This is a genomic window from Oerskovia jenensis (assembly GCF_016907235.1).
In the GTDB taxonomy this organism is placed as follows: Bacteria; Actinomycetota; Actinomycetes; order Actinomycetales; family Cellulomonadaceae; genus Oerskovia; species Oerskovia jenensis.
The window spans coordinates 317,147-332,983 of the sequence record NZ_JAFBBO010000001.1 but is presented as its reverse complement, the minus strand read 5'-3'; the positions used below and the strand labels follow the sequence as shown (position 1 = coordinate 332,983).

General features: G+C 74.8%; 16 protein-coding genes and 1 tRNA gene. 11 read left to right on the top strand and 6 right to left on the bottom strand.

What is annotated here, in order from left to right; translation table 11 throughout:
- Window positions 1–54 precede the first annotated feature (54 nt).
- Window positions 55–1,383: a magnesium transporter gene (gene mgtE, locus JOD49_RS01540; protein ID WP_205305680.1), complete on the top strand. Its 1,329-nt coding sequence runs from the start codon at window positions 55–57 to the stop codon at window positions 1,381–1,383.
- A gap of 18 nt (window positions 1,384–1,401) precedes the next feature.
- On the opposite strand, the gene JOD49_RS01535 is transcribed toward mgtE, so the two are convergent.
- Both JOD49_RS01535 and JOD49_RS19900 read right to left on the bottom strand, forming a co-directional pair.
- Window positions 1,402–2,511, bottom strand: coding sequence for a CAP domain-containing protein (locus tag JOD49_RS01535; protein WP_205305679.1), 1,110 nt, complete (start codon window positions 2,509–2,511; stop codon window positions 1,402–1,404).
- Window positions 2,512–2,613: 102 nt separating this feature from the next.
- Window positions 2,614–2,958: an Ada metal-binding domain-containing protein gene (locus JOD49_RS19900; protein WP_307822306.1), complete on the bottom strand. Its 345-nt coding sequence runs from the start codon at window positions 2,956–2,958 to the stop codon at window positions 2,614–2,616.
- A 205-nt stretch (window positions 2,959–3,163) separates the two neighbouring features.
- On the opposite strand from JOD49_RS19900, the gene JOD49_RS01525 reads away from it, so the two are divergent.
- The 5 genes from JOD49_RS01525 (at window position 3,164) to JOD49_RS01505 (ending at window position 7,269) form a co-directional block, all read left to right on the top strand.
- Window positions 3,164–4,954: a SulP family inorganic anion transporter gene (locus JOD49_RS01525; RefSeq protein WP_205305677.1), complete on the top strand. Its 1,791-nt coding sequence runs from the start codon at window positions 3,164–3,166 to the stop codon at window positions 4,952–4,954.
- Between the two features lie 189 nt (window positions 4,955–5,143).
- The gene (locus JOD49_RS01520; protein ID WP_205305676.1) at window positions 5,144–5,812 is read left to right on the top strand and encodes a GAP family protein; all 669 of its coding nucleotides are present in this window, start codon (window positions 5,144–5,146) and stop codon (window positions 5,810–5,812) included.
- Entirely contained in the window at window positions 5,809–6,258 is a 450-nt protein-coding gene (locus JOD49_RS01515) for a Fur family transcriptional regulator (RefSeq protein WP_205305675.1), read from the top strand. The genes JOD49_RS01520 and JOD49_RS01515 overlap by 4 nt, the downstream gene beginning before the upstream one ends.
- Window positions 6,259–6,640: 382 nt before the next feature.
- Window positions 6,641–6,739 (top strand) — tRNA-OTHER (locus tag JOD49_RS01510).
- Window positions 6,740–6,807: 68 nt separating this feature from the next.
- On the top strand, window positions 6,808–7,269 hold the full coding sequence (locus JOD49_RS01505; RefSeq protein WP_205305674.1) for an HNH endonuclease: 462 nt from the start codon (window positions 6,808–6,810) through the stop codon (window positions 7,267–7,269).
- 14 nt (window positions 7,270–7,283) lie between these two features.
- Here JOD49_RS01505 and JOD49_RS01500 read toward each other — a convergent pair whose 3' ends face one another.
- Window positions 7,284–7,484 (bottom strand): hypothetical protein, encoded by a 201-nt coding sequence (locus JOD49_RS01500; protein WP_205305673.1) that lies wholly within the window; start codon window positions 7,482–7,484, stop codon window positions 7,284–7,286.
- A 93-nt stretch (window positions 7,485–7,577) separates the two neighbouring features.
- Between JOD49_RS01500 and JOD49_RS01495 the strand changes: the two genes are divergently transcribed.
- From JOD49_RS01495 to JOD49_RS01485, 3 genes are all read left to right on the top strand, one after another.
- A complete protein-coding gene (locus JOD49_RS01495; RefSeq protein ID WP_205305672.1) occupies window positions 7,578–8,900 on the top strand; it encodes an MFS transporter in 1,323 nt (440 codons plus the stop codon).
- A gap of 5 nt (window positions 8,901–8,905) precedes the next feature.
- On the top strand, window positions 8,906–9,262 hold the full coding sequence (locus JOD49_RS01490) for an ArsR/SmtB family transcription factor (RefSeq protein WP_205305671.1): 357 nt from the start codon (window positions 8,906–8,908) through the stop codon (window positions 9,260–9,262).
- 101 nt (window positions 9,263–9,363) lie between these two features.
- Window positions 9,364–10,092, top strand: coding sequence for a PAS and ANTAR domain-containing protein (locus JOD49_RS01485; protein ID WP_205305670.1), 729 nt, complete (start codon window positions 9,364–9,366; stop codon window positions 10,090–10,092).
- A gap of 51 nt (window positions 10,093–10,143) precedes the next feature.
- On the opposite strand, the gene JOD49_RS01480 is transcribed toward JOD49_RS01485, so the two are convergent.
- Together JOD49_RS01480 and JOD49_RS01475 are read right to left on the bottom strand one after the other, a co-directional pair.
- On the bottom strand, window positions 10,144–10,911 hold the full coding sequence (locus JOD49_RS01480; RefSeq protein ID WP_205305669.1) for a GAF and ANTAR domain-containing protein: 768 nt from the start codon (window positions 10,909–10,911) through the stop codon (window positions 10,144–10,146).
- Window positions 10,912–11,112: 201 nt separating this feature from the next.
- Window positions 11,113–11,976: an SDR family oxidoreductase gene (locus tag JOD49_RS01475; protein ID WP_205305668.1), complete on the bottom strand. Its 864-nt coding sequence runs from the start codon at window positions 11,974–11,976 to the stop codon at window positions 11,113–11,115.
- A 251-nt stretch (window positions 11,977–12,227) separates the two neighbouring features.
- On the opposite strand from JOD49_RS01475, the gene JOD49_RS01470 reads away from it, so the two are divergent.
- Complete coding sequence (locus tag JOD49_RS01470) at window positions 12,228–14,105, top strand: FAD-dependent oxidoreductase (protein ID WP_205305667.1); 1,878 nt, start codon at window positions 12,228–12,230, stop codon at window positions 14,103–14,105.
- A 188-nt stretch (window positions 14,106–14,293) separates the two neighbouring features.
- Here JOD49_RS01470 and JOD49_RS01465 read toward each other — a convergent pair whose 3' ends face one another.
- The gene (locus JOD49_RS01465) at window positions 14,294–15,046 is read right to left on the bottom strand and encodes an endonuclease/exonuclease/phosphatase family protein (RefSeq protein ID WP_205305666.1); all 753 of its coding nucleotides are present in this window, start codon (window positions 15,044–15,046) and stop codon (window positions 14,294–14,296) included.
- A gap of 130 nt (window positions 15,047–15,176) precedes the next feature.
- On the opposite strand from JOD49_RS01465, the gene JOD49_RS01460 reads away from it, so the two are divergent.
- A complete protein-coding gene (locus JOD49_RS01460) occupies window positions 15,177–15,797 on the top strand; it encodes an L-threonylcarbamoyladenylate synthase (RefSeq protein ID WP_205305665.1) in 621 nt (206 codons plus the stop codon).
- The last annotated feature ends 40 nt before the right edge of the window (window positions 15,798–15,837 follow it).

Here is a 15,837-nt window from a genome sequence, read left to right as displayed (position 1 = left end):
ACGTCGCGCCGCCTCCGCCGGGCCGCCTGCGGGCGGCCCTGAGAAGGTGGGGCCATGCGCGCACACTCCGAGCCCCGGACCGAGCGACCCCACGACCTGGAGGACCTGCAGCACCGCATCGCGAGCATGGACACCCAGGAGGTCGTCGACGAGCTCGGGCGCCTGGGCGACCAGCGGCGCGCGGTCGCGTTCCGCCTGCCGCCCAAGGGACGCGCGGTCGAGGTCTTCGAGGACCTCGACCCGGCGATCCAGGCCGAGCTCGTCGAGGCGCTGCGGTCCGAGGCGACCGCGGAGATCTTCGCGGCCCTCGACCCCGACGACCGGGCGTCGCTGCTCGACGAGCTGCCCGCGGGGGTCGCGGCCCGTCTCCTGGGCGGCCTGGGGCCCGACGAGCGGGCCCTGACGACCGCGCTGCTCGGGTACCCCGAGGACAGCGCGGGCCGGCGCATGTCCCCCCGGGTGGCCTCGGTGCGGCGCGGCACGAGCGTCGCGGGGGCCCTCGACGCGCTGCGCCGGGCGGGCGACGACGTCGAGACGATCTACACCGTGCCGGTCCTCGGTGTCGGACGGGTCGTCGAGGGGGTGGTGTCGCTGCGCCGGCTGCTCGTGAGCGACCCGGACACCCCGGTCGAGGACGTCATGTCCCCGGCCGTGACGGTCGAGGCGACCGACGACCAGGAGCACGCGGCCAACGTCGTGCGTGACGGCGGGTACGTCGCGGTGCCCGTGGTCGACCACGAGCGCCGCCTCCTCGGGGTCCTCACGGTCGACGACGCGATGCGCATCCTCGAGGCCGAGGACGACGAGGACTCAGCCCGGGTGGGTGGCTCGGAGCCGCTGCGCCGCCCGTACCTGACCGTCTCGATCCTCGGGCTGGTGCGGGCACGCGTGGTCTGGCTCCTGCTGCTGATCGTCGCGGCGAGCCTCACGGTCGGGGTGCAGAGCTACTTCGAGGCCGAGCTCGACGCGGTCGTGGCGCTCGCGCTGTTCATCCCGCTGCTCATCGGCACGGGCGGGAACGCCGGGTCGCAGGCCGCGACGACCGTGGTCCGTGCTCTGGCCGTGGGCGACATCCGCCGCGGTGACCTGCTGCGCGTCGTGGGGCGCGAGATGCTCACGGGGCTCCTGCTCGGGACGGTGCTCGCCGCGGTCGGCTTCGGTCCGGCCGCGTGGGTCGCGGGCGTGTCGATCGCACAGGTGCTCGCGATCACGGTCGTGGGCGTGTGCGTGCTCGCGACGACCGTCGGGTCGAGCATCCCGATCCTCGCGCGCCGCGTGGGCATCGACCCGGCGATCGTCGCCGCTCCCTTCATCTCGACGTTCGTCGACACCCTGGGGCTGGTCATCTACTTCTCGGTCGCGAAGGTGGTCCTGGGCATCTGAGGTCCCTCGGGGCGGTGCTCAGTCCTGCGGAGGTCGCGCGCCGCGGACCTGTGCCGAGCGGCGGCGCGCGCCCACGACGCTGAGCGACATCGCAGCCAGGACCGCGAGGGCCGCGATCACCCAGCCGTAGGCCGGGACGTCGGGCGTCGCGCCCGCGCCCGGCGGGGTCGGGCTCGCGGTGGGCGTCGCAGGGCCCGACGGCGTCGCCCCCGTCTCCCGCGCAGCCGCGGCTCGCGTGTCGGTCGCGTTCTTCGCCGGGTCGGTCCCGGGAGCCCCGGCGGTGCTGTCAGAGGCCGCGGGAGCCGCGGGTGCTGGTGCCGGGGCGGGCGGCGGGTCGAGGGCGAGCGCTGCCGTCGTCGCCGGTCCCACGACGCCGTCCGTCGCCAGACCCCGTGCGCCCTGGAACGCGACGACCGAGGCGGCGGTCGCAGGCCCGTACGCGCCGTCGACGGCGACGTCCTGGCCGTGGAGGCGCAGGCGTTCCTGGAGGGCCAGGACCTCGGGGCCCGACGCACCGAGCACGAGGCCGACGGGGGAACGTGGCCGCCCGGCGGCCGACCTGCCCGTCGCGTCCGGTGCGCCCGGAGTGTCCGAGGTGTCGGGCGAACGGGTCGACCGGCCGGGAGCTGCCGCGGCCGGTGCCTGCGCGGGAGCAGCCGGAGCCGCGCCGGGGTAGGCCGCGAACACCTGGGCGACGTACGCGCCCCCGGCGGCGTCGGTCGCGTACCCGACGCCCACCGACGTGAACGCCGAGGACAGGATGTTGGCCCGGTGCCCCGAGGACCCCATGAGGCTCGCGTGCAGCCCTGCCGGGGACGGGTCGGTGGACCAGGCGACGTTCTCGCCCCACGTGGACCACCCGCCAGGGATCTGTGCGCCGGTCGACGGGTTGTGGCTCATCGCGCCGTTCACCGCCATCCGTTCGGCCCAGGCCTGGGCGACGCCCGCGAGTCCGGGGTCGTGCGCCAGGGGCGCGAGACCGGCGGACGACCGCGCGCCGTTCACGAGTCCCGCCACGTCCCCGGCCCCCGAGGCGCGAGCCGGGGCGCTCGTGCTCAGTCCCACGGGCACCGTCAGCACGAGGGCCGTGAGCGCGACGAGGAGCGTGGTCAACCGGCGTGCGCGCACGGGACCTCCCGGGTGGTCGGGCAAGGACGGGTCGGGTCCACTGTGCCTTCACCCGGCTGTTCGTGCGCGCGGACGGCGCCTCGACGGTCTCCGGTGCCGTGCTCAGCCGGGCGGGTCCGTGCCCACCGGGGAGGCCTTCCACTCCCGGTACCTCTCCCGCAGGCACACCGCGCACGGCCGGTACCCGGCGGCGATCGCGGTCTCCTCGTCGGCGAAGAACACCCGCTGGGTCACGTAGCCCCCGCGAGCGATCGCACGGGCGGCGCCGGGGCAGTCGAGCCGGCCGTAGATCCGGGAGCGCCGGTGCCCGCCCAGGGTCCCGGGGACCGGGCTGAGCGTCGGGACACGGTCGGCCCCGAGCAGCCGGTAGAGCCTGGAGGGCGGTCCGGCCGGCGGGCTCTCCTCGACCGGGCCGGTGGTCGTCGGGGTGCGTGGCGTCGTGCTCACGAGGGTGCTCCTGGGGTGCGGGCGGGTGCGCTCACCTCGTAGACGTCCGTGCGCCGCGCGACGTGAGACGGCGCCCGACGTGCGGTGACGCACGCGGGGGAGCGCCGTCGTCGGGCCGGCGGCTCTTCCTGATGCCGACCGCCGCCCGCACGGATACGTTCGCCGGTGAGGCGCGCGCGGCGCCGCACGGGCGAGAGGCGGGCACATGCCGACGAGCACCAGGCCACCGACGAGGGCGCGGCGCCCCTGGTTCGTGTTCGCGTCGTTGCAGGGGTACCGCGGGGCGTGGCTGCGGGGCGACGTCGTCGCGGGACTGACGGTGTGGGCCGTGCTCGTGCCCGAGTCGCTCGCGTACGCGACCATCGCGGGCGTCTCGCCCGTCGTGGGCCTGTACGCCGCGGTGCCCTCGCTGGTCCTGTACGCGGCGTTCGGCAGCTCCCGCCACCTGGTCGTGGGGCCCATGTCCGCGACCGCGGCCCTGTCCGCGAGCGTGGTCGCGGCCTTCCGGCCCGGTGACGACGCGGCCTTCGTCGCACTGACCACGGCCGTCGCGCTCGTGACCGGCGTCCTGTGCCTGGTGGCGGGCATCGCACGCCTCGGGTTCCTGGCCTCGTTCATCTCCGAACCCGTGCTCAAGGGGTTCATCGTGGGCCTCGCGCTCACGATCGTCATCGGGCAGGTGCCCGCCCTGCTGGGCGTCGACAAGGGCGAGGGGAACTTCTTCGAGAAGCTCTGGGCCATCCTCACCGAGCTCGGCACCGCGCACTCCCTGACCGTGGTCCTGGGCCTGGGGTCCCTCGCGGCGGTCCTCGCGATCAGGCGCTGGTTGCCCCAGGTGCCCGGCTCGCTCGTCGTGGTCGGGATCGGGATCGCGCTCGTCCTGCTGCTCGGGCTCGACGACGACGGCGTCGAGATCGTCGGCCCCATCCAGGCCGGGCTGCCCGCGCTCGGGCTGCCCACGGGCATCGACTGGAACACCTACACCGACCTGATCGGCCCGGCCGCGGGCGTCATGCTCGTGGGCTTCGCCGAGGCCCTCGGGGCGGCCAAGACGTACGCCTCGCGCGAGGGCTACGACATCGACCCCGACCGCGAGCTCGTCGGCATGGGCGCCGCGAACCTCGGCTCGGGCCTCGCGTCCGGGATGGTCGTCAACGGCAGCCTGTCCAAGACCGCGGTCAACGGCGGAGCGGGGGCCAGGAGCCAGGTCTCGGGGCTCGTCGCCGCGGCGCTGACCCTCCTGACGCTGCTGTTCCTCACGCCCGTGTTCGAGTCCCTGCCCGAGGCCACGCTCGCCGCGGTCGTCATCGCCGCGGTGATCGAGCTCGTCGACGTCAAGGCCCTGCGTCGCCTGTTCCGCCTCGCGACCCCGCGCACCAAGGCGCTGTACGGGGGAGCGGCCCGGCACGACTTCTGGGCGGCGCTCGCGGCCATGGTCGGCGTCCTGGTGTTCGACACCCTGCCCGGCCTGGTGCTCGGGATCGTCCTGTCCCTCTTCCTGCTCCTGGACCGGGCCTCGCGCCCGCACGTGGCCGTGCTCGTGCGCAACACGCACGGCGTCTGGGTCGACAGGGCGCGTCGGGTGGCCACAGGCAAGGACGGGGGCCAGGGCGTCGAGGGCGCCCTCGTGGTGCGCGTCGAGTCGGGCCTGTTCTTCGCCAACGCCGACACCGTGCGAGCGGCCGTTCGTCGCCTCGCCGCCGACGCCTCGCCCCGCGTCGTGGTCCTGGACGCCGAGACCGTGCCGTTCGTCGACGTCGAGGCCGCCGAGATGCTCGTGACCCTGGCCCGTGACCTCGACCGGGGTGGTGCGCGCCTCGTCCTGGCCCGCGACGTGGGCCAGGTGCGGGACGTGCTGCGCGGCGCCGTCGGGCCCGACGAGCTGCCCCCCACCTACCCCGACGTCGACGGCGCGCTGGCCGCCGCGCTCGCGGGCGGGCCGGGGGCCACGGACGGCACGGCGGGCGACGCACCCGTGGGCGCACCCGGCCCCTGAGGCCCGACGGCGCGGCCCACCTCCCGCCCGACCGGTCTTCGCGCGCGGGACGGGGAGCGCGGCACTACGGTCGGGGTGACCGGTCCGGCGTGCCGGCGTCCCGGTCCCGGCCGGGTCGAGGGCCAGGAGTCCAGGACGACGGTCGCGGTGCGGCGCTCGGGTGCCCACCGCACGACGAGAGGAGGTGCCGTGGGTCCAGCCATCGGGCAGTCCCTACCCATCGCGGTAGGTGTCCTCATCAGCCCCATGCCCATCGTGGCGGTCGTGCTGATGCTCGTGAGCAAGAAGGCGAAGGCCAACGGCTTCTCGTTCCTGCTGGGGTGGATCGTGGGGATCGCGGCCCTCGGGTCGATCGTGCTGCTCGTGGCCGGGGCGGCCACGCCCGACGCGGCCGGGCCGCCCGCGTGGGCGAGCGTCGTCAAGATCGTCCTGGGTGTCCTGCTGCTGCTCCTCGCGTTCAGCCAGTGGCGCGGGCGTCCGCGCGAGGGCGTGAGCCCGCAGACACCGAGGTGGATGAGCGCGATCGACGCGTTCACCCCCGTCAAGGCGTTCGGCCTCGCGGTCCTGCTCGGGGCCGTCAACCCCAAGAACCTGCTGCTCGTGGTGTCCGGGGCCGCGGCCATCGCCGCAGCGACGTCCCAGACGTCCGAGCAGCTCGGGGCGCTCGCGGTGTTCGTCGTGGTGGCGAGCCTCGGCGTCGCGGCCCCCGTGGTGATCTACCTGTCCATGGGCGCCCGGGCCGCGCGGCTGCTCGACGAGCTCAAGGCCTGGATGATCCAGAACAACGCCGTCATCATGGCCGTGCTGCTCCTGGTCCTCGGGGCCAAGATGGTCGGCGACGGGATCGCGGCCCTGTGACGGACGAGACCGTCGACGAGCGCGTCGAGGAGGCCCTGGCCCGGCTGCGGGCCGGCGGGCACCGCGTGACCGAGGCGCGCCGCGCCGTCCTGGAGGTCCTCGCGACCGGCGAGGGGCACCCGAGCGCCGACGACCTCTGCGCGCGGGTCCACGACCGCCATCCGGGCATCCACCGGGCGACGGTGTACCGCACGGTCGACCGGCTCACGTTCCTGGGCGTGGTGACCCACGTCCACATCGGCGGCGGCGCGACCGCCTACCACCTGGCCCGCGGCGCACCGGTCCGGGAGCACCTGCACGCGATCTGCGACACGTGCGGGCGCATCATCGACCTGCCGGGCGACCTGCTCGACCCCGTGACGTCCTGGTTGGCGACCGAGGCGCGCTTCGTGCTCGCCCCCGCGCACGTCGCACTGTCCGGGACGTGCGCGGACTGCCGGGGGTGAGGCCGGCGCGGCGTCCGGGTGGCCGGTCGCCCGACCGGCCCACCACGAGACCCCCCGGGTGTCCTCGCGGTGGGGCGCGCGGGCACGGGTCCGACGCGTCGACGGGCCGCGTGCACGACGCCTGCAGGATCTCCCCAGAAAACCCCTTGCCCTGGCCCAGGGGCGGCCCGCTACTGTGGTGGTCGTCCGGTCAGGAGGCCGGTCGTCGTTCGGGGCAGCCCGAGCACCGTCCGCTCCTGACCCGTTCTCATGAGGTGCCGCTCCGGCGGCCCGCACGAGCTGACGCACACGAGACCGCGCCACAGTGGTAGCGCGGCGAGCCAGGCACATGAACCTGGCCACGACGGGGACCCGTGGTGTGCGTGGAGGTTCCAAGTCGCCCGGACTGCAGTCGGGCGGCACCCCTGGAGAGGCATGTGCCAAGGACGGCGACGGGGCGCACCAGCGCCTCGTGGGGCGGGTTCGATTCCCGCCCTCTCCGCAGACGACGTGGGTGGCCCGTGGTGCCGAGGATCTCGGCTCCGCGGGTCGCAGACAGGGAGTCGGTCGATGAGCGAGGTCCTCATCTACAACCTGGGTGGCGGGCAGGTGCTGGGCCGGGTCTCGCTCGGCCACGCGATCCGCATGCTGCACCGCCGGGTGGCGGCCGTGCGGGAGGCCGTCGAGGGCGAGAGCTTCGGCCCCTACCAGCGCCCTGTCTCGGTCGAGCTCGTCCGTTACGTCCACTCCCGCTGGGTCTACGACCGGACGGGCCGGGTCCCGTACTCGCGTGCCGCGCTGCTGCGTCGCGACAAGAACCGGTGCGGGTACTGCGGGGCTCCGGCCACGACCATGGATCACGTGGTGCCCAGGTGCCAGGGCGGGACCACGACCTGGCTCAACGCGGTGGCGGCCTGCGAGCCGTGCAACAGCGCCAAGGCCGGTCGCACGCCCCAGGAGGCCGGCATGTCGTTGCGATCGAGGCCGTTCGAGCCCGTGCTCGCCGACGTGTACCCGTACGGGAAGCGCTGAGGGTCCGCCGAGCCTCAGGGCCGCGGGCTGTTCTCGACCCGGATGGTGCCGTCGTCCTCGAGGACGAGCCGGTGCGGGTCGCCGTCGGCGAGGCGCAGGGCGTGCTCGAGCGCGAGCTGGGGCACGTCCAGGGCCCAGTCCGGCAGGTAGCGGTGGGTGCGCAGCGCCTGGAGGACGGGGCCGGGCGGGATGCGGCGGGACGTCAGGTCGGACACTCCACCAGGATCCCACGCCGGACGCCACGCCGGAGGCCACCGCGACGGGTTGCATAGTTGCATCATTACGCAAGTACGCGCCACCATGGTGTCATGCTCTCGGCCCTCGCCCACCCCGCCTACCGGCGCCTGTTCGCCGCGCAGGTCGTCGCCCTCGCGGGCACCGGGGTCGCGACCGTCGCGCTCGGACTGCTGGCCCACGACCTCGCCGGGCCGCGCGCAGGGGCCGTGCTCGGGACCGTGCTCACGGTCAAGATGGTCGCCTACGTCGTGCTCGCGCCCCTCGCGGCCGCCCTCGTCGCCCGCCTGCCACGGCGTCGGGTCCTGGTCGGCGCGGACCTGGTCCGCCTGGCCGCCGCGCTCGCCCTGCCGTTCGTGGGGGAGGTGTGGCAGGTCCTCGTGCTCGTCCTGCTCCTCCAGGGCGCGTCCGCGACGTTCACCCCCACGTTCCAGTCCGTCGTCCCCGACGTCCTGCCCGACGAGCGCGACTACACCGCCGCCCTGTCCCTGTCGCGGCTCGCCTACGACCTCGAGGCCGTCGTGTCCCCGGCGCTCGCGGCCCTGCTCCTGCTCGTCCTGACCCCGGCTCAGCTCTTCGGGGGGACGGCGGCGGGGTTCGGGGCCTCGGCCCTGCTCGTCGCCTCGGTCGCGCTCCCGCGGGGCCTGGGAGCCCTCGACGCGACGCCGGGGGGTGCCGCGACCCCGGGCGCGGGCGACCGTGAGCGATTCGGGGTCCGCCTGCGGCGCGGGGCGACCCTCGTCGTCCGCACGCCCGCGCTGCGGCCCGTGCTCGCGCTGAACCTCGCGGTGGCCGCTGCCGGGGCGTTCGTCCTGGTGCAGACGGTCGTGATCGCGCGCACCGTCCTGGGCCTCGGTCCCGACGGCGTCGCCCTCCTCCTGGCCGTGTGCGGCGGCGGGTCCGTGGTCGCCGCGCTCGTCCTGCCCCGGGTCCTGCGCTCCCGGTCCGAGCGTCGTGTGATGCTCGGGGGAGCGGTCCTGCTCACGGCGGGCTGCGCCGTCGTCCCCCTCGTGCTCGCCGCGCCCCCGGGCGCCGTGCCGGCCGTGGTGTGCGTGGCCTGGGTCGCGATCGGGGCGGGGTGGTCCGCGGTCGAGACGCCCGTCGGGCGCGTCGTGCGGCGCTCGGTGGACCGCCGCGACCTGCACGACGCGTTCGCGGCGCAGTTCTCGTCGTCCCACGCGTGCTGGCTCGTGACCTACCTCCTCGCCGGGTGGGTCGGTGTGCTGGGCGTGGCGCAGGCCGCGACGGTGCTCGCCCTGGTCGCCGCAGCGGCGACGTTCGTCGCGCACGTGCTGTGGCGCGGCACGGGAGGGGCACCCGGCGCGCTCCCGGTCTCGTCCGACGGCGCAGCAGGGGGTGCACGTCCCCCACGGACGACCGCGGGAGTGGGAGCATGAGGGGGATGGCCACCACAGATCGTGACTCGCGCCCCGTCGCGCCACCCGAGGTCGACCTCGAGCGGGCGGTCGAGGTGCTGCGCCTGCTCGCCGACCGCACGCGCCTGGCGGTGCTCCAGCTCCTGACGGGCACCGAGATGTCGGTGACCGCCATCGCCGACGCCCTCGACCGGCCCGTCCCCGCGATCTCGCAGCACCTCGCGAAGCTGCGCGCCGGGCACCTCGTGACGTCACGGCGCGAGGGCACGAGCGTCTACTACGCCCCCGCGACCGAGCACGTCGAGGCGCTCGTCACGAACGTGCTGCACCACACCGAGCACACCCTCTACCCGCGCCCGCCGCACCACGCGCACGGGGCGTGAGGCCAGAGCAGGGTTGGACCTGCGCGACCGGCGGTCTAGGCTAGGGCTTCCAGGAGTCAGGAAGCGGCCCCTCGACACGTACGTGCTGAGAGCGAGCCACCATGCCTACCGACCAGACCCCCCGCCGCCGTCGGCGCGACCCGCTCGCCGAGGCGTTGAGCATCGGGCGGGCCCATCCCACCGGCCAGTACCGCGTCGACCTGCGCACGGGCGAGTGGTGGTGGTCCGACGAGGTCTACCTGCTGCACGCCCTGACCCCCGACACCGTGACCCCGAGCGCGGCGCTCCTCGCTCAGCACAAGCATCCCGACGACCGCGACGCGGTCCTGCGCGACCTCGCGCTGCTGCGCACGACCGGGCGTCCCTTCAGCACCAGCCACCGCATCGTCGACGCGCGCGGACGGACCAAGACCGTCACGGTCACGGGCCAGGGACGCCGCGACGCCTCGGGGGCCGTGGTCGAGGTGATCGGCATGGTGATCGACACGTCGGCCGCGTACGAGGACGCGCTGCGTCGGGAGGTGACCCGTCAGGTCGCGGTCGGGCTCCAGGACCGTGCCGTGGTCGACCAGGCCAAGGGCGTCATCATGGCCTCGCACGGGGTCGACCCCGACGGCGCGCTGGACCTGCTCGTCGTGCACGCGAGCGAGAGCAGCCGGCGACTGCCCGACGTGGCGCGCGAGCTGATCGACGCGATCGCGGCCACCGGTGGCCTGGGGGACCGGGCCAAGGAGCGCGTCGACGCCTGCCTGGCGGCCCTCGAGCCGGGCAGCGTGAGCCGTCCGGGAGGAGCGCAGCTCTTCCGGCGCAAGGGCGTGGTCGCGGGCTGAGCCCGACCGGGTGTCCGGTGAGCGCCCTCGGGCCGCGCACCGGACACCCGCCTACTTCACAGGGAACTCGCGCGTCTCGACGATCTGGCGGGCCAGGTCGTAGAGCTTGACGTTCGAGTCCTGCGAGACCCTGCTCAGGACCGAGAACGCGCGCTGCGCCGAGAGCTGGTAGCGCTCCATGAGGATGCCCTGGGCCTGGCCGATCACGGTGCGGGTCTGCACGGCGCTCGTGAGCTGCTCCTCGGTGCGCGCGGCCGTCAGGGCCGCGGCGGCCACCGCGGCGAACGTCGAGACGATCGAGAGCGTCGTCGCGGGAAAGGCGCCCTCGGAGCGCGAGTACAGGTTCAGGGCGCCGTGCGACGTCTCGCTCGTGAACAGCTGGACGCACAGCATCGAGCGCACCCCGAGCTCGTCGTGGACGCGGTCTGCCCACCGCTGCCAACGGGGCTCCGCCCCCAGGTCGTTGGTGCGCACGAGGTCGGTCTCACGGATGGCGTCCAGGCACGGACCCTCGTTGAGCTCGTACTGGAGCTCGTCACCGCGCCGGGCGAGCTCGTGCGAGGCCGCCGGGGTCTCGATGGTTCCCTTGCGCGTGACGAGCGAGATGCCCGCGGCGTCGCACCCGTCGACCATCGCGACCGCGAGCTCCACGGTCCGGTCGAGGGTCTCCTGGAGGCTGGGCTCCTCGGCGAGCGCCCGGGCGGCGGCCGCGACCGAAGACTCGATGGTCGTGGCCGGGGTCGCCCCCGTGCCGTACTCGGCGCTCGTAGGGGTCGTGAGGGCGCTGTCCTGCGTCGACTGCTGCAGCTCCTGAGTCATCGTGCGTTTCCCGTTCGCGCTCGGGGGTGGCCGGTCGCCGACGCACGATCGCGCCGAGCCTCCACCTCTCGGGGGCAACGCTACGCGGTCCGGGGGTGCACGCGGGAGACACCCAGCCTCCCGGAGCACGGCCCGGGGGCCGGAGGGCCACGCACGGCGCGCCCCGGGGGTCGGTCGGACCGCCCCCGGGGCGCGCCGGCCTCAGAAGACCGGCTTGCCGCCCGTGACACCGAGCACGGTCCCCGACACGTAGCTCGCGTCGGCGGGGGAGGCGAGGAAGACGAACGCCGGCGCGACCTCGGCCGGCTGCCCGGCACGGCCCAGCGGGGTGTCGGCGCCGAACTGCTCGATCTTCTCGGGCGGCTGCGTCGCGGGCTGCAACGGCGTCCAGATCGGCCCCGGCGCCACGGCGTTGACCCGGATGCCCCGCTCGCCGACCTCCGCGGCCAGGTTGACCGTGAAGTTGTTGATCGCGGCCTTGGTCGACGCGTAGTCCAGGAGCGACGTGGACGGCTGGTACGCCTGGATCGAGGAGACGTTGATGATCGAACCCCCCTCGCCCAGGTGCCCGAGCGCCGCCTGGGTGACCCAGAACAGGGCGTACAGGTTGGTCTTGAGCACCCGGTCCAGGTCCTCGGTCGTGACGTCGGCGATCGAGGACCGCCGGGCCATCTGGAAGCCGGCGTTGTTCACCAGGACGTCCAGCCCGCCGAGCTGCGCGACGGCGTCGGTGACGAGCGCGCGGCACGCCGGCTCCTCGCGCAGGTCCCCGGGCAGCAGGACGGCCGTGCGGCCCGCCTCACGCACCCAGCGCGCGGTCTCCTCGGCGTCCTCCTGCTCCTCGGGCAGGTAGCCGATCGCGACGTCGGCCCCCTCCCGGGCGAACGCGATCGCCACCGCGCGCCCGATCCCCGAGTCGCCCCCCGTGACCAGGGCCCGCAGGCCCTCGAGCCTGCCCGACCCCCGGTAGGACGACTCGCCGTGGTCGGGGAGCGGGTCCATGGGGTTCGTCAGGCCCGGAGGCTCCTGCTGCTGGGCGGGGAAGGCTGGGGTCTGGTCCGACATGCGGTCCTCCTTCTGGGTCGCTCCACGCAGGCGCCGCCAGGGCGACGGGGAGGCCGCGGTCGCGGCCCACGTGCGAGCGAAGCGGTCTTCTTCGGGATGCTCCCCACGCTAGGTCGGCGCTCGCGGACTCGCAGGGTGAGGCGCAGAACAGGTCCCCCCGCGCCCCGGCGGTGGCGTCCTCCCCGGTGGCAGGATGGGCCTCTGCCGGGCGCGACGGTGCGCCCGGGTGACGGATCGAGGTGGCCACGACCATGACCCACGACGACCGCCCGGGTGACACCCCCGGCCACCACGGGCCGGCGGCGCCGCCCCGGAGCGTGCCGCCCCGGACCTCGCCCCCCCGGGGCGCCGGGGCCCGCGACGTCGACGTGCTCGTCGTCGGCTCGGGCTTCGGCGGGTCGGTCGCGGCCTTGCGCCTGACCGAGAAGGGCTACCGGGTCGCGGTCCTGGAGGCGGGCCGGCGCTTCGCCGACGAGGACTTCGCCGCGACGTCGTGGCACCTGCGCGACTTCCTGTGGGCCCCGCGGCTCGGCTGCCTCGGGATCCAGCGCGTCCACCGCCTGCGCGACGTCCTGGTCCTCGCGGGCGCCGGGGTGGGCGGCGGCTCGCTCGTGTACGCCAACACCCTGTACGAGCCCCTCGACGCGTTCTACACCGACCCCGCGTGGGGTCACCTGGCCGACTGGAAGACCGAGCTCGCCCCCTACTACGACCAGGCGCGTCGCATGCTGGGCGTCGTCACGTACGCGGGCCGCACCCCCGCCGACGACGCCATGTCCCGCGTCGCCCGCGAGATGGGGGTCGCGGACACCTTCACGCCCGCCCCCGTGGGCGTGCTGTTCGGGGAACCGGGCGTCCGCGTGCCCGACCCGTTCTTCGGCGGCGCCGGCCCCGAGCGCCGCGGCTGCCTCGAGTGCGGCCAGTGCATGACCGGGTGCCGCCACGGCGCCAAGAACACCCTCGTCAAGAACTACCTCCACCTCGCTGAGCGCGGCGGCGCCACGATCCACCCCCTGACGACCGTCACCCGCATCGCCCCGCTGCCCGGGGGCGGCTACGAGGTCACCTCCCGGCGCACGGACCGCCCCCTGGCCCGGCACGCACGCTGGACCGCGACGCACGTCGTCCTCGCCGCGGGCGCCCACGGCACCCAGGCCCTCCTGCACGCCCAGTTCGACGCCGGCACCCTCCCCGGGCTGTCACCGCGCCTCGGCATGCTCACCCGCACCAACTCCGAGGCGCTCCTGGGTGCGACCGCCGACCGGCCACGACCCGCAGACGCCCCCGTGCCCGACTACACGCGCGGCGTCGCCATCACCTCGTCCTTCCACCCCGACGCCCACACGCACGTCGAACCCGTGCGCTACGGCCGCGGATCGAACGCCATGGCGCTCCTGCAGACCGTCCTCGTCACGCCCCGCGGCGCTCGCGGCCTGTCCGGGCCCGGCAGCGAGCGGCCCGACGGCGGCGCTCACCCCGTCCCGTCGCCCTCGCCCCGCGGGTGGTTGCGTGAGCTGTGGACCCAGCGCCGCCGCCTGCCGGCCATGCTCGACCTGCGGGGCTGGTCCGAGCGCACCGTGATCGCCCTGGTCATGCAGAGCCACGACAACTCGTTGACGACGTACACGAGGCGCACCTGGACGGGCCGGCGCCGCATGACCTCGCGGCAGGGCCACGGCGCCCCGAACCCGGGGTGGATCCCCGCCGCGCACGAGGCCGCCCGGCGGCTGGCCCGGGTCATGGGTGGCACACCCGGCGGGAGCCTCGGGGAACCCTTCGGCATGCCGCTCACCGCGCACTTCCTGGGCGGGTGCGCGATCGGCTCCTCGCCGTCCACGGGGGTCGTCGACGCCTACCAGCGGGTGTTCGGGCACCCGGGGCTGCACGTCCTGGACGGTGCGGCCGTGAGCGCGAACCTGGGCGTCAACCCGTCGCTGACCATCACGGCGCAGGCCGAGCGCGCGGTGGCGCTGTGGCCCAACCATGGTGACCGGGACCCCCGGCCGCCGCTCGGGAGCGACTACCGGCGGGTGGACCCGGTCGTCCCGCGCGCGCCGCTCGTCCCGGCGCACGCCCCCGCAGCGCTGCGCCTGCCCGTGGTCCGGGTGACGCACGGCCCCACGGCCTGACGCGAGGACGGTGCGGGGGAGGAGTGCCCTCTCCCCACGGGCGGGCAAGCGATCGAACACCTGTTCGACGCGATTCCGAGCATCGGTTCGCACCGCATCGAACGGGTGTTCGAGTAAGTGGGGCGGGCCGAGCAATCAGACTCGAACAGACGTTCGACCCGAGTGGCTCCGAGTGCCGCCGAGCGGTGTCACGCGATGTCCGCGCCGCCGAGCTCGACGTCCACGACGACCGCCCGATGGTCCGACAACCCCGTGTCGACCGCCCGGCCCGGCGCGAGCGGACGCACCCCGCCGTCTGCCAGGACGTGATCGATCTGCAGCGTCGGGTGCGAGACCGGGTAGGACCGCGCGACCGCCAACGGGCTCCACCCGGTGACGGTCGCAGGGATCTCCGAGCGCAGGTTCAGGTCCCCCAGCAGGACGAGCGGACGCGGCGCCCCCGCCAGGCCCGCCACCAGCCGCTCGAGCTGGTGCTCGCCCCACCCGTCGAGAAAGCTCAGATGCGTCGCCGCGACCGTCAACGGCCCCTGCGGCGTCGCCACCACCGCGACCACTGCCGTGCGCGGCTCGTCCAGCCGCCACCGGCGCGCCCGCTGATCGTTCGCCCGGGGCAGGGGGCGCCACCACGGGCGGCGCGGCAGGGGCAGCACCCGCCACTCGAGCACGGGAAACCTCGACAGCAAGGCCACGCCGTACTGCGACCGCCCACCTGCCGCACGCCGGTCCAGCGTCGGCGCGAACCGGTGGTCCGCCGCCCCCATCGCCTCGGCCGCCACCTGTGCCAGGTCGGCCCGCCCCGAGCGGTGCTGGTTGCGGTCCACCTCCTGCAGCGCCAGGACGTCCGCGTCGAGATCGGCCACCGCACGAGCGAAGCGGTCGACGTCCACCAGGTCGTCGCTGGTCGACCGGCCGTGCAGGATGTTGAAGGTCACGAGTCGCATCGCACCGATTCTCCCCCCACCCGGGCCACCGTGCTCGCCGTCGGGCACACGCTCCCGCACCCCACGGGACCCGCCCGCCCCCGCCCCGCCCCACGCGGCGCCCGCCCCCCGGCGGGCCTAGGCTCACGCCATGGCCAAGTACTTCGACGTCCACCCCGTCGACCCCCAGCCCCGCGCGATCGACCAGATCGTCTCCCTCCTGCGCGACGACGCCCTCATCGCCTACCCCACCGACTCCTGCTACGCCCTCGGCGCCCGGATCGACTCCCACAGCGCCACCCAACGCATCCGCGACATCCGCCACCTCGGGGACAAGCACCACTTCACGCTCGTGTGCGCCGACTTCGCCCAGCTCGGCCAGCTCGTCAAGATCGACAACGCGGCCTTCCGCGCCATCAAGGCCTCCACGCCCGGCAGCTACACCTTCATCCTGCCCGCGACCGCCGAGGTGCCCCGCCGCCTCGCCCACCCCAAGAAGAAGACCGTCGGCGTCCGCATCCCCGACCACGCCGTCACCCAGGCCATCCTGCGCGCCCTCGGCGAACCCCTGCTCTCCAGCACGCTCCTCCTGCCCGGCGAGGACGAGCCCATGACCCACGGGTGGGAGATCAAGGAAGCCCTCGACCACCAGGTCGACGCCGTCGTCGACTCCGGAGAGTGCGGCACCGAGCCCACCACCGTCGTCGACCTCTCCTCCGGCGCCGCCGAGATCGTCCGCGTCGGCGCAGGCGACCCCTCACGCTTCGAGTGACCACCGACGTGACCGACGCCCCACCACCCCGCCCAGCACG

Coding starts and splice junctions, on each gene's coding strand:
- JOD49_RS01480 (WP_205305669.1), bottom strand. CDS start 10,911: ATGACTCAGGAGCTGCAGCAGTCGACGCAGGACAGCGCCCTCACGACC.
- JOD49_RS01470 (WP_205305667.1), top strand. CDS start 12,228: ATGACCCACGACGACCGCCCGGGTGACACCCCCGGCCACCACGGGCCG.
- JOD49_RS01495 (WP_205305672.1), top strand. CDS start 7,578: ATGCTCTCGGCCCTCGCCCACCCCGCCTACCGGCGCCTGTTCGCCGCG.
- JOD49_RS01465 (WP_205305666.1), bottom strand. CDS start 15,046: ATGCGACTCGTGACCTTCAACATCCTGCACGGCCGGTCGACCAGCGAC.
- JOD49_RS01490 (WP_205305671.1), top strand. CDS start 8,906: ATGGCCACCACAGATCGTGACTCGCGCCCCGTCGCGCCACCCGAGGTC.
- JOD49_RS01475 (WP_205305668.1), bottom strand. CDS start 11,976: ATGTCGGACCAGACCCCAGCCTTCCCCGCCCAGCAGCAGGAGCCTCCG.
- JOD49_RS01505 (WP_205305674.1), top strand. CDS start 6,808: ATGAGCGAGGTCCTCATCTACAACCTGGGTGGCGGGCAGGTGCTGGGC.
- JOD49_RS01485 (WP_205305670.1), top strand. CDS start 9,364: ATGCCTACCGACCAGACCCCCCGCCGCCGTCGGCGCGACCCGCTCGCC.
- mgtE (WP_205305680.1), top strand. CDS start 55: ATGCGCGCACACTCCGAGCCCCGGACCGAGCGACCCCACGACCTGGAG.
- JOD49_RS01525 (WP_205305677.1), top strand. CDS start 3,164: ATGCCGACGAGCACCAGGCCACCGACGAGGGCGCGGCGCCCCTGGTTC.
- JOD49_RS01460 (WP_205305665.1), top strand. CDS start 15,177: ATGGCCAAGTACTTCGACGTCCACCCCGTCGACCCCCAGCCCCGCGCG.